10 protein-coding genes are annotated in these 12,019 nt (G+C 45.7%); all 10 read right to left on the reverse strand.

Annotated features, from left to right (window positions below; translation table 11 throughout):
- Nucleotides 1-3 precede the first annotated feature (3 nt).
- From acpS to ABDW16_RS10610, 10 genes are read right to left on the reverse strand one after another with little or no spacing between them, the layout of a single operon-like run.
- Nucleotides 4-381, reverse strand: coding sequence for a holo-ACP synthase (gene acpS, locus ABDW16_RS10565; protein ID WP_343669595.1), 378 nt, complete (start codon nt 379-381; stop codon nt 4-6).
- Entirely contained in the window at nt 378-2,060 is a 1,683-nt protein-coding gene (locus tag ABDW16_RS10570; RefSeq protein ID WP_343669596.1) for a C45 family peptidase, read from the reverse strand. Before ABDW16_RS10570 ends, acpS begins: the two co-directional genes overlap by 4 nt.
- Nucleotides 2,061-2,072: 12 nt before the next feature.
- Entirely contained in the window at nt 2,073-3,581 is a 1,509-nt protein-coding gene (locus ABDW16_RS10575; protein WP_343669597.1) for an NAD(P)/FAD-dependent oxidoreductase, read from the reverse strand.
- Complete coding sequence (locus ABDW16_RS10580) at nt 3,568-7,425, reverse strand: 1-acyl-sn-glycerol-3-phosphate acyltransferase (protein ID WP_343669598.1); 3,858 nt, start codon at nt 7,423-7,425, stop codon at nt 3,568-3,570. Before ABDW16_RS10580 ends, ABDW16_RS10575 begins: the two co-directional genes overlap by 14 nt.
- Before the next feature lie 15 nt (nt 7,426-7,440).
- The gene (locus ABDW16_RS10585) at nt 7,441-8,646 is read right to left on the reverse strand and encodes a DUF2062 domain-containing protein (protein WP_343669599.1); all 1,206 of its coding nucleotides are present in this window, start codon (nt 8,644-8,646) and stop codon (nt 7,441-7,443) included.
- Nucleotides 8,643-9,014 carry a 3-hydroxyacyl-ACP dehydratase gene (locus ABDW16_RS10590; protein ID WP_343669600.1) on the reverse strand — a complete coding sequence of 124 codons (372 nt, stop codon included), beginning with the start codon at nt 9,012-9,014 and terminating at the stop codon, nt 8,643-8,645. Before ABDW16_RS10590 ends, ABDW16_RS10585 begins: the two co-directional genes overlap by 4 nt.
- A complete protein-coding gene (locus tag ABDW16_RS10595) occupies nt 9,014-9,634 on the reverse strand; it encodes a hypothetical protein (protein ID WP_343669601.1) in 621 nt (206 codons plus the stop codon). The genes ABDW16_RS10590 and ABDW16_RS10595 overlap by 1 nt, the downstream gene beginning before the upstream one ends.
- Nucleotides 9,612-10,250 carry an outer membrane lipoprotein carrier protein LolA gene (locus ABDW16_RS10600; RefSeq protein WP_343669602.1) on the reverse strand — a complete coding sequence of 213 codons (639 nt, stop codon included), beginning with the start codon at nt 10,248-10,250 and terminating at the stop codon, nt 9,612-9,614. Before ABDW16_RS10600 ends, ABDW16_RS10595 begins: the two co-directional genes overlap by 23 nt.
- Nucleotides 10,243-11,004, reverse strand: coding sequence for a polysaccharide deacetylase family protein (locus ABDW16_RS10605; protein WP_343669603.1), 762 nt, complete (start codon nt 11,002-11,004; stop codon nt 10,243-10,245). Before ABDW16_RS10605 ends, ABDW16_RS10600 begins: the two co-directional genes overlap by 8 nt.
- Nucleotides 10,998-12,017 (reverse strand): beta-ketoacyl synthase chain length factor, encoded by a 1,020-nt coding sequence (locus ABDW16_RS10610; RefSeq protein WP_343669604.1) that lies wholly within the window; start codon nt 12,015-12,017, stop codon nt 10,998-11,000. Before ABDW16_RS10610 ends, ABDW16_RS10605 begins: the two co-directional genes overlap by 7 nt.
- Nucleotides 12,018-12,019 lie beyond the last annotated feature (2 nt).

Consider the following 12,019-nt stretch of genomic DNA (forward strand, 5'->3'; position numbering starts at 1 on the left):
TTTTCAGACTTCTATCATCACTGTGGCCACCGCGGTGGTGTTGATATGTGACAATGAAACCAGTATCTGTTTAATCTGTAGCTGTTCATAGCGGGAGCTGGCATTACCTGTCAGCCGTAACAATGGCTTACCGGTTGCATCATTGGTAATCTCTATTTCATTGAAATGTACACCGCCATGCATGTAACCGGTACCCAGTGCTTTCAATAGGGCTTCCTTGGCTGCAAACCGGGCGGCATAGTGCTCGTCGCTATGTACCTGTTGTTCACAATAGGCAATCTCGTGGGGAGTAAACACAAGCTCTTTAAAGCCATTTCCTTTGGCTATTTTGGCGCCTATGCGTGCCACATCCACGATATCTGTTCCTATGCCGTAGATCATGATTTTTTATTACACAATTCTATTTGTTTCCGGATATGGATCTCTTCTGATTTATTGGCAATCACTTTGGTGAGCGCTGCTTCATAGTATCCTTTTGCCGCCTTAAAGTTACCACGCCTGAACTCATAATCACCCGCCACTACATAAGCATGGTAAAACTGGGGATCCAGTGCTGGTATAAGTTGCGGATCGAGCTGCTGGCCTTCCAGTGCTGCTGCTTTTAAGTTACGGTATGCTTTGAAGTTAAAGAAAGCCTTTGTTTGCAGGAATGGATCAGGCGCTATCATACGGCTACTGTCGTACACCTCATGATCCGTTTGCAAACCGTGCATGCTAAAGATGGAATCCAGGTTGTAGCATACATACTCGCCCAGCTGCCAGGGCGCTGTCGACACCCATACCAGCTTCTTCTTCGGTTCGAATACTACGGAGTGATGTGCAATGAACTGGTTAATCGCTTTCTCATTACCTACGCCAATATCTTCGCCATGCAGACCAAAACGGTCACGCAGGATGTCTACAGTGTTTTGAACAGTATTTGGACCTTTCTCTTTCAGCAGTTCGGTCAGGCGCTCAAAGCGGTAACCCGAAGCTGTTTCATCTCTTTGTTTGATATTCTCAGGCGTTGCTTTAAAGTTCTCACCCTGGAAGTGATTAGTACAGGTGATGAAGTTCTTTTTAGGATCATACAGTTCCATGCTATCCGGTGTCTTTTCGATGATGGCTGCACGGTTGTCAAATGCAGAACCGATCAGGAAAGACTCAGATACGAACATTGTATGCTTCTTTGCGATGGCATATGCTTCGTCGATGTTCTTTGCATATTGCAGGATCTCTCTCGCTACCAGCGATACAGGAGTAGCTGAACCGGTAGGGATTTTACTCTTGTCTGCATTGATAGTCACTGTCAGACCAGCCTGGTTCATACCTGAAGCACAACCGGTGAAAGCAGCCCAAGTCACAATCATAAAGTTGAAACCTTTGTCAGGATGATAGAAGGCAATCACCTTGTCCTCTGCAAACTTATCACCTACATAGAAATCGAAATTACGGCCTATGATCAGGCTACTATCTGCAGAAGCATCATTCCAGGTAGCGAAGGAAGTACAACCTACCAGCGCCATATTCTGTAAAGCGTGACCAATGTCGTGCGCGGCATGGTAGTTGAGCAGGCGCTCATAGTTGGTACCAATGTAATCGTATTTATCAGAAGCCGAGAAAGAGATACCGTATATTTCTTCCTTGTTTTCCTCTTCAATATTCTTAGCCAGGTTACGGTTAAAGAAGCCTACAAAGTAGCGGAGAAACTTAAGATAAGACGGGGAAGGAATCATCCTTTTGATCTGATCCGTGAAGTTGTCTTCCTGTCTTTTCACCAGTTCTGCAGAAAGCTTGCCGTAAACCACCCCCCTGTCAAAAGGCTTTCCTTCTATATACATTTCATACAGGCCACTGTTACTTTTCCGAAACCAGTTATTACCAATGGTATAAGCAGTTGAATCCAGTTGTTTACGCTCTAGTTTCAGTGCACTCTTGTCAGCAATATCCGGTGGATTGATATGACCTACACTCACCACATAAATGATCAGCGCTATCAGCAGCAATAAAAAGCCGCCAACAATAAATAACAGCGCTCTCCCTAATTTGCGCCATCCGCTTCGTTTTTTCCCCTTGTTCATATTATAAATGTCTTAACTCCTGTTTATCTCTTCCACGATCGTTTCTATATCTACCAACCCTCCGCAGGTCAGCACCGCACTCATCGTCACGCCCAAAATACCATGCAAGTTCAGGTTTTGGCCTGTAAGATACAAATTAGGTAGCCTGGTAGCTGCGGGAATCATAGACTTTAACGGTTCTCTAGCATCTTTAACAATGCCGTACATGCTTCCTTCCGGAATATTCAGATAGTCGCGGTATGTAAGTGGTGTGGCCACATACATGGCATGGATACAGCTACGCAGGTGTGGATATTGTTGCGAGACCATATCCAGCAGCTTTTCAGCTTTCTCCTTTTTAAATTCCTGGTAACTGGCATCCCGTTCGTGTGGTTTGTCGTCGGTATTGAAGGTATCATGCCATTGCGCCACGTCTTCGTAACGCATATAGGTCATAATTGACAGGTTATCAGCATACTGCTCCTTACCGGTACCTGCAGATACGAACAGGGCGTAAGTCTGCGGCCAGTTGTCCGCAGTATAATTAATACCATCCCATGCATTGGATGTAGCATGATGATATACGTTGTGATTCAGGAACGGGAAAGTATTCGGCTTCAGTACCACATTGATCATGAAGGTACCCGGCGTATTTTCCAGTGAGTTAATGCGGGATTTGTAGGCATTTCGCAACCCGTCTCCCTTTACCATACTGATCGTACGGGCAGGGTGCAAACCAGAAATAAAATATTTCCCCTCTACTTCCCGCCCGTTTTCCAGCACGATATGGCTCACTTTACCATCCGTCTCTACTATTTCCTTTACTTCTGTATTGCGAATGATCTCGCCACCCTGTGCACGAATCGTTTTGTTCAGGCTACGGGCAATGATGGAACCACCGTCTATACATTTCCAGGCACTTTCTATATAGCTATGTTGTACCAGGGCGTGTACGTACAAGGGGGTTCTTTCAGGATAACCGGCATAGAGCATATTATTCCCTGCCAGTACATGCTGCAGGCGCTCATTGTTTGTAATGCTACGCAGAAATGAGGAGACCTCCTCTCCCATCACACTTTCCTTTTCAGCTGCACTGCCCATTCTCAGGTTGAAAAGCGGAAATTTACCACATACATCCTCAAGTTTATCCACATAGGCATGCAGGGCATCCTTTTCTTTTGGGAAAGCGGCTAACAGTTGCCGGATAAAATTATCACGTCCCTGGGCCATCCTGTATACCTGCGGCTCATTGCCGAAATGGATATGGTCGAAACCATCCATATCCATACGAAGCAGCTTCATGTTGTTCAGTACCCCCAGGTAACGGAACACTTTGTGAAGGGTTTGTCCGTCTTCCAGGCCACCCAGGTAGTGAACACCGGAATCGATAATTGCCTTGTCGCGCGAATAAGTTTGCAAACAACCACCTATCTGCCTGTTCTTTTCAAATAAACAAACGCGATAACCATACTTGCCGAGGATGGCGCCGCAAACTAAACTGCCCAGGCCACTTCCGATAATTATGACATCATATTGCTGCATCTTCAGGGGGTAACTTTTTGATGATAAAAATGACATTCGAGGTGTAACGCGTGTTATCAATTTTCTCCATCACCGCACCATTAGCTGCTACTATGCTGGCAATCGCCGATGAGGAGAAGAAAGACAAAGGTTTATCTTTTGTCTTGTTGAACCCGAGTAGTTTGGTAGAAAAGAACTCTGTGAGGCGGGTACCTTCATGCCTTTCGGTGAGGTCACTGTCTCCATCCCTCACTATGATCACACCGCCTGGTTCCAGTTGATTGATGCACGCTGACAGTACTTTTGCCTGCTCGTCCGCCTGCAGGTAGTGCAATACATCTGTGATTACAAATGCATCGTACCTGTCAAATGTATAATTGGTTACGTCTACGCATTCAAATGACAGCTGCTCCCCTTTCAGGTAGCCATGCTGTGCGGTGATGATTTTTTCTTCATCATAATCAATGCCCTTAATCACCCTGTCTGCCGACATCCAGTGGAGCATATAACTCAGGAATCCATATCCACACCCTACATCGAGTATACGGCCTTTCTTTGGCAACAGTTTATCGAACAGTTCATAATTGCCTTCCAGCTTTGTTTTGATACGCATGTACCATTCCAATACCGGGCCTTTGTAGATATAGTTATAGATCATCTGCTCACGATAGTAAGCAGGTGTTTCAATCGTTTGGCGCAGGGCCTCGTGCTCTGCTTTGAAGTAACGACTGATCTCCTTGGTACGCGCTGCATAGTTATCACCAGGCGCTATACGGGGCAGGTATTTCACAGTGATCCGGCCATCCTTGAGCAGGAAGTCATTCTTGCTCATTGTATAGCCTGTACCATGAATGATGATGGGTAAGATATCCAATCCTAACTGTTCTGCTATATAGAAAGCGCCTTTGTGGAAGCGTTTCATTTTGCCGTCAGGAGAGCGGGTGCCTTCTGGATAGACCACGATAGAGTAGCCATTGTTTACCTGCTCTCTCAGCTTCTCAATACTACCTTCCGCACCTTCTGCCACCGGGTAGTAATCCGCCATTCTTACCACCGCACCAAATACAGGTGAGTTCCAAACCCACTCACTGGTGAGCAGCACCACATTTGGATGCAGCATGGTAGACACCAGGATATCGAGGAATGACTGATGATTGCTGATGATGACCGCTGGCTTATCAAGCTTTTCACCCAAAGGATTAATGATCTTCTTTTTCACATTGCCCATGATGTATATCACAGACCATGTGTATTTTGACAATAAGCGATGATACAATCGCTTACCTACTTTTCTATTGAACGGATTGATACGGAGCAGGAACCATCCTATAACCGTCATGAGCAGACAACCAAATGTGAAGTAGCTGAAAGAGAATACTGACTTCAGCCATCCATGCAGTGTCCATGGCGCCCTGCCTTTACTGACCCTGTTTGTAATGAGCCAGTTGAACAGGAACGGAATCAGTACCTGCGATACCAGTACCACAGAGCTGATACCGATGATGGAGATCAATGCCAATGACTTCAGGGAAGGATGTTTTGCAAAGATCATCACACCCAGGCCGATAATAGTAGTGATAGCAGAAAGGAAGATGGAAGAACGGAAAGAAGAAAGGTTCTCTTCCTTACCCGTCTTGTACCGTTGCAATAATCCATCCATGGTAAAGATGCTGTAGTCGTCACCCAAACCAAAGATGAATGTACTGAGAATGATATTCACAATATTGAAACGGATACCAAACAGCCCCATAATACCCAATATCCACACCCAGCTGATCGCCATAGGAATAAAGGTGATGATGGTGAGTTCTATTCGGCCATAAGAAAGTAATAATGCAAAGAAGACCAGTAATGAAGTCATCCAGGCAATACTGCTGAACTCACTTTGTAATACGAATACCAATCGGTTCGTTACATATTGCTTATCGAGGATTGTAGTATTGGGATCGTGTTCCAGCTTTTCGTAGACTGTTTTTTTCTGGGCAGGATCTATTTTCAGCAGGGTAACGAGCGATACTTTACCGTGTTTTTCTGTAATAAAATCGCCTAATGTACCAGTACGCAAATCATGTAAAGTCGCATCCGGTATATGTTCAAAATCCTGTGTAAGCCAGTGTGCAAATGCATCGAAGGCAGCAGGTTTAAACCCGACAGCAGGACCATGCTGCTGCAGGTATGTAATGACCTTTTGTTTCTTTTCAGGTGTCCAGTAAGCATTCCATCGCTGAATGCGGCGCTGTTGTTCCTGGTTGGAGAGCAACAGTACATTTACACCCGTATACTTTTTCACAACACCCTGTTGTTGCAACTGGCTTACCTTTGGCAACAATGCTTCACTTCGTTGCAAGGCTGTTTCCAGGTCAGGGCCTTCCGTAATCACGTATACTGATTGTGCGGTGTAAGCATTGACCCTATTGAGGGTAGCTTCTGCTGCTTTCAGCTCAGGACGCATAAAGTTCATACGCATCATATCGCTTTCGAAAGCTACATTCTTCATGGTGAAGAAAAAGATCACTGTCAATATCAAAATACCACCTACCAGGTATTTATTCTTCTCCGGTTTATATGTAGAGATCTTATCTAACCAGGTATCATGATGCACAGTAATCTCTTCTTTCTTACCCAATACGATCAGGTGTGGCAGGAAGATCAGGGAGAACAATGCAGCGCCTATCAGGCTGAATGCAGCAAAGATACCCACATCCTGCAGGATAGGTGATTCTATAAACTGTAAACACAGAAAACCACCGATCGTTGTAAAACTCCCGATCGTCATCGGTGTCGCAAGATCATTGATCACTTCACGAATGTCAGGGAAATGCCGGTAGTGATTAAATACATGGAGGGAGTAGTTAATCGCAATACCTAATACCACAGCACCTACCCCCAATGCAATACCAGAGATACTACCCTGTACCAGCCAGATGCAGGCCAGTGAAAATAAGCCACCGAATATCACCGGCAGCATCAACAATACCGCCGCTCTCTTCTTACGGAAATACAGCGGTATCAATATCACAAACACAACAATAGTAATGCTTAGTGTCAGGATCAGATCTTTCTTTAACTGTATCGCATTGCCTGCTGATACAGCTGTGCCACCAAAATAAGAAGCGGTTGTAAAAGAATGATGACCTTGCAGCGAATCGATCTGGGCCTGTAATGCATCTAAAAACACTGTATTTTTTCCCGTTGCACTGGGCGGATATTTGGGCGTGATGAACAGCAGGATGTGCTGATGGTCCTTCGTCATGATGTAACCATCATACAGCTCAAAATGATCGTCGTATTGTAAGTGTTGTAATTTCTTGATACCCAGCCAGGACATACCGGTAGGATCTGTAGCTATTACCTTTTTCACCACCAATCCTGCTGGTGAGATCAGGGTGTTATAATTGTTTTGCAGTGATTGTTGTAAACGCTCTGGCGTGATGAGTGAATCGATGCGTTGGTAATCCTGTTCTTCCAGGAATACAGGTAAATGGTCCTGCATCACCTGCATCATATCCAACACTGTACTATCCTGTACCTGTGCCTGGATCTGGTTCATCCAGGGGGCCAGGCGTGCTTTTGCACTATCAGCCAGCTCTCCTGCAAAGGCAGTGAGACTATCCGGTTGGGCTATAGCCGTACTATCTTTTTGTGAAATAGTAATCACCAGCTTATCAGCAAAGTGCGAATCATTGAACACCTGCTGTAGCTTATCGAGGGTTTTATCCTGGGGCAGAATACGGGTAATATCCTCTTCCAGCCGGATCTGCCACGCCCCAATGCCTACCAGTACAAAACTGAATAGCATACAGGCCCAGCACCATGCTTTGTGACGATCAAAGAAATTGTATATGCCTACGAATAATTTGCCCATACTGATAATGCTTAACTAAATTGGCTGGTCTTGTTTTACAGGATCGTTCCTGAATATAGAAAGTAACGCATACACAATCAATCCCGCCAGCAAGCCAGCCACGATCGAAAGCGTAATGCTACCGTAGAGATATTGTTCAAGGTTCAACTTCACCGTTTCAACGCTCAGTTGCCTGCTGAAGTTAATGGTCATACTGCCGTTCTTCATCCAGAGCTTACCTGTTACAAAACTGGCAAAGATGATAAAAGGAATCATAGGCGGCACACTGATATTACATGCTATCAGTACCAAAGCCTTGTTCAGTTTAAACTTCGTTGCCAGCAGGTAAGCACTCAGCAGCTGAAAGCCCCAGATGGGGACAATGCCCAGGAACACGCCCAACCCGATGGCTGCCGCCTTCTTTGCATTGGATTCATTCCTGTTCAGGATATGATCATTCCAGATACTCTTCCAGTTCTCTCTCTTGAACAGGTAAAGTATAAAATCGCGGGGCTTGATATACAGAAAAGTAATCAGCACCAGTACCGTATTCAATACACTGATACGGGAAAAATCGCGCAGCGGGCGGAAGTGAGAAACCCTTTCATCTGCTGGCGGATAGTATACCTTCACAGGCGCCGAATCAATACCAATACCCCTCCAGGCACTGCGCACCATTACTTCTATTTCAAATTCATACTTTGTACACCAGAAGTGCATTCCCTTCATGGCATATACCGGGTACAGGCGATAACCGGACTGTGTGTCCGGCATTTTCAACCCTGTTTCCACATAAAACCAGAAGTTGGAAAACTTATTGGCAAAAGTGTTTTTGCCAGGCATATTCTCCTGTTGCAGGTTACGTGCACCAATTACAATAGACTTAGGATGCGTGCTCACTTTTTCCAACATCACCGGCAGGTCCGAGGCAAAGTGTTGACCGTCCGCATCCATCGTGATCACATAGTCATACCCCTGCTGTACAGCGTATTTAAAGCCCCTGCGCAGGGCAACACCCTTTCCCCTGTTAGGGGTGTACTCCACCCGTTGAATATGCGGAAACTCATCAAGAATAGCAGCGGTATTATCCGTGCTGCCATCATTCACCACGATGACGTGGTGGGTATAGGAAAATACATCCTGCAGCACACCTTTGAGCGTGCCGGCATTGTTGTAGGTAGGAATCAGTACGGCTACTTTGTGTGCCGAAAACTGATCGTTGTATGTTGGCTGGTCCGTCATGAAGCGGCTACAAATGTTCCCTGAAATTTCATAAATGTGAGCACCTCAAATTTCAGCGAGGCTGTCACCTTAATTTCTCCTTCCTGTTCCTTGTGCTGAATGGTCACATCTACCTGTGGGTTCGCATTAGGATCGATCATGTTCAGGAACTTCATCTGGCTGGCTTTTTTCAGCACCACTTTCTGCTGTAATTTGCTTTCCAGCAGTTCCTGGATGGTTTGCATCATCGTTACACCAGGTACCACAGGGCGACCGGGAAAATGACCTTCAAATACAGGATGCTGTGCATTCAGCACTATACGATAGGTGGCGCTGTCTGCTGCCTCCTGTAATGTCTGTTCCAGTGTATATAATTTTCCTGCTAACATTATTTCTGTACGCGTTGTAGTGAAATATTAAATTTGAATCCCTGATGCCTGATCAGGATAGTATCTGGCACACCGTTTTTATAATCCGTGAGCCAGGCCTTTACTACCGGTTTGCGGGAAGATGATTTCTCAATTCTTTCCAGCTTGGTACAGGCAGTATCGGTAATATAATAGTTGTTACCTTTTGCTGTAGGCACGACTACGTAGCGGAACCTATCCTCTTCCATCACCGTTGCCTTTTGCAGATCAGGATGTAATAATACCAGCTCAAAGTCGCCTCTCAGTGTCTTCACTACGGCCTTCTTATCCATCTTGTCCATCATGTAATGTTTGATGAACTGACCGTCTTTGGTAAACTCAAAGTCGAAGAACTTAAAACCCATCTCATTTGCAAACACCACACGCTGACTGCTGTCCGGCATTTGCTTAAAAAACAGCAGACCACTCAGGTGATGCTTCATCACATCTACCTGCGTACTGTACAGGGTATTGTCAAACTGTGGCCTGAACTGCGTGATGCAGGCAGGGTCGCCTGTTGTATGCCGCAGGTTCCTGTAAACGTTGGTACAGCTGGTCAGTATGCACAGTAGCAGCAGACTATTTAGCAGCAAAGGTCGCATCCGGTATATTTACATTCAGTTGTTTGTGCAGGAAGCTGATAGTGGTATTGTCGCCACCGGCTTCGTACATTTCAATCTTATTCACAGTCAGATCTTTCCTGTCTACCAGCAGTACGATGGTTTTAAAGTACTGTGCCAGCTGCTTGTTCACAGGTGTCATTTCCAGCAGGTAACCAGCGGTGTTTTCAAAGATGGTAGTTTTGAATTCTGCATTGTCCACTACATTGCCCTGTACACAATCCACGGTGATCTTGTTAATCTGCTCAAACAGTTTGTTGCCTTTGGTAGATACATGACTTTCTTTCTGGCCGTCTTTGGTCTTGATGTCTTTGCCATTCATCACCAGCAGGTAGTACGACGGAGTGGTGTACTCCATTCTTACCTTATTCTCTTTCTTGAACCAGAATTTGCCTTTGGAGGTAATCTTGTCTGCCAGCATGCTCAGGTTCTTTTCCTGCACAAAATCACATTGTATAGACTGTGTCTGACGGGAGGCAGTGGCAAACTGTTGTTTGAACCCAGCTACATCTGCTACCGGTTTGTATCCCGGATGCTGTTGGGCATTTGCCTGCACCACACCACACATCATTATCAATGCTATTATCCATCTACGCATATGCGGGTATATTTAGTAATTGATCAATTCTTTTGATAGTATATCCCTGTTCACGGATGTGCGCAATCAATGCCGGCAGTATTTCTACTGTGAGGGGGATTGAATCGTGCATGAGGATAACGGCTCCCGGTTTTAACGCAGCCGTAATCCTGTTCATGAGTTCATCTGCCTGTTTGGCCACTGTATCCAGCGAACGGATGTTCCAGCCAATGGCTGTGTATTTTCCTCTCTGTACAGCTCTGCGTACATTCGGGTTGGTCACACCGTAAGGTGGGCGAAAGAGGCGGGGCCTTTTGCCTGTCACCTGCTCGATGGCAGTGTCTACCTGTTTTAATTCTGCCAGCATCTTCGATGCGGGAAACAGGTCAAACCAGAAGTGATGTGAAAAGCTGTGATTGCCGATCACATGTCCTTCTGCATCTATTCTTTTCAGCAAAGTTTCCTGTCCTGCTATCCTGTTGCCAATGCAAAAGAAAGCCGCAGGTGCCTGTGCTTTGTGTAAAATATCAAGAATTTGCGGGGTAAATTCAGTGCGGGGGCCATCGTCAAATGTGAGGGCTACTACTTTCTCTGATGTATCTGCACCACATACTGCTTTCAGAAAAAAGCCCGACTGAATCCGCATAGCGCCCCATACCAGTGCGCCGGAATAAGGAATGAACAGCAATACAAATGCCCACCATGGCAATGACAGCCATAGAAACAGTGCAATAAGAGCGATCAGGGCGATATTTGTATTCCGGTGTGTCAGCATATAGATAAGAGGATCATCGAGTGATGCGAGGCATTATGATGATTGTACAACAAAACCTTTTTTATAGATGATGGTGCGTTTCCTTTGAATAATACAGCGGGTGTCACTTCCTGGCCGGCAATGATCCTGCCCGCCATCCAGGTACCGAATGCACTGGCAGTAGGATACTCTCCACATAAATGCTTAAAACGTGCAACAGGCACCCCTGCAAAAACATTGTTTTCCACATGCTCATACCACGCATCGCCCGCCGGGTCATCATTACGACCTGTAACCACCAGGTCTACATCTTCCTGGCTGCAATTGTGTGCAGCAAGGAACCCTACGATATCAGCTGCTACTTCTTCAAATGAACCCGGTTTATACAACACGGATACTCCTTTCAGTCTGGCAATAGCATTCGGTCCTTTCTCTGTGCTCAGCACAAAGCAGGCAGCGCCTTCACCTGCATGCGCATGTTTAAATAAATTGAAGCGGGAGAGGATATTGAAGCTGTGATTCGTCAGCTCATCCATGGCTCCTGCCAGTATATTTGATACCTTTCCCTCACGCAGCTGCATGATACCATCTAAGAGTGCATGTTCGAAAGAAAAGCCTTTGTGTACAAAAGTATTATTGTAAGCATGACATTCCAGGAGGAGGGCAATCTGTCCGGCCACTGTATTGTGGGTAGACTGAATGAATGCTGTTGGTGTGAGCATATCCTCATGCTGGTTAATCATTTTGGTGAGGAAAACGCCCGTATCGTCCAGGCAACCATACGCAGTGCCTGTAATGATGCCTTCCGGTTTGGATATACCCGCTTCCTGGAGGCTCAGTTGTGCTGCAGCTACGCCCATTTTAATGACACGGCTCATCCTGCGGATCATCTTGATGTCGATCCATTGTTTATAATCAGGTTCTACCGCTTTGAGACGGATATTATCGAAGAGAGGCGCGGCCGATGGCAAACGCCCTTCTACCGCTGTTTCCAGCGGCGATACACAACCCGTTCCGTTTATATAAATGTTCATAG

The organism is Chitinophaga sp. (assembly GCF_039596135.1).
GTDB lineage: Bacteria > Bacteroidota > Bacteroidia > Chitinophagales > Chitinophagaceae > Chitinophaga.

Bases quoted from the DNA above. Each gene is read 5' to 3' on its own strand.
- ABDW16_RS10600 (WP_343669602.1), bottom strand. From the start codon at position 10,250: ATGCGTAGATGGATAATAGCATTGATAATGATGTGTGGTGTGGTGCAG.
- ABDW16_RS10595 (WP_343669601.1), bottom strand. From the start codon at position 9,634: ATGCGACCTTTGCTGCTAAATAGTCTGCTGCTACTGTGCATACTGACC.
- ABDW16_RS10590 (WP_343669600.1), bottom strand. From the start codon at position 9,014: ATGTTAGCAGGAAAATTATATACACTGGAACAGACATTACAGGAGGCA.
- ABDW16_RS10585 (WP_343669599.1), bottom strand. From the start codon at position 8,646: ATGACGGACCAGCCAACATACAACGATCAGTTTTCGGCACACAAAGTA.
- acpS (WP_343669595.1), bottom strand. From the start codon at position 381: ATGATCTACGGCATAGGAACAGATATCGTGGATGTGGCACGCATAGGC.
- ABDW16_RS10570 (WP_343669596.1), bottom strand. From the start codon at position 2,060: ATGAACAAGGGGAAAAAACGAAGCGGATGGCGCAAATTAGGGAGAGCG.
- ABDW16_RS10580 (WP_343669598.1), bottom strand. From the start codon at position 7,425: ATGGGCAAATTATTCGTAGGCATATACAATTTCTTTGATCGTCACAAA.
- ABDW16_RS10605 (WP_343669603.1), bottom strand. From the start codon at position 11,004: ATGCTGACACACCGGAATACAAATATCGCCCTGATCGCTCTTATTGCA.
- ABDW16_RS10610 (WP_343669604.1), bottom strand. From the start codon at position 12,017: ATGAACATTTATATAAACGGAACGGGTTGTGTATCGCCGCTGGAAACA.
- ABDW16_RS10575 (WP_343669597.1), bottom strand. From the start codon at position 3,581: ATGCAGCAATATGATGTCATAATTATCGGAAGTGGCCTGGGCAGTTTA.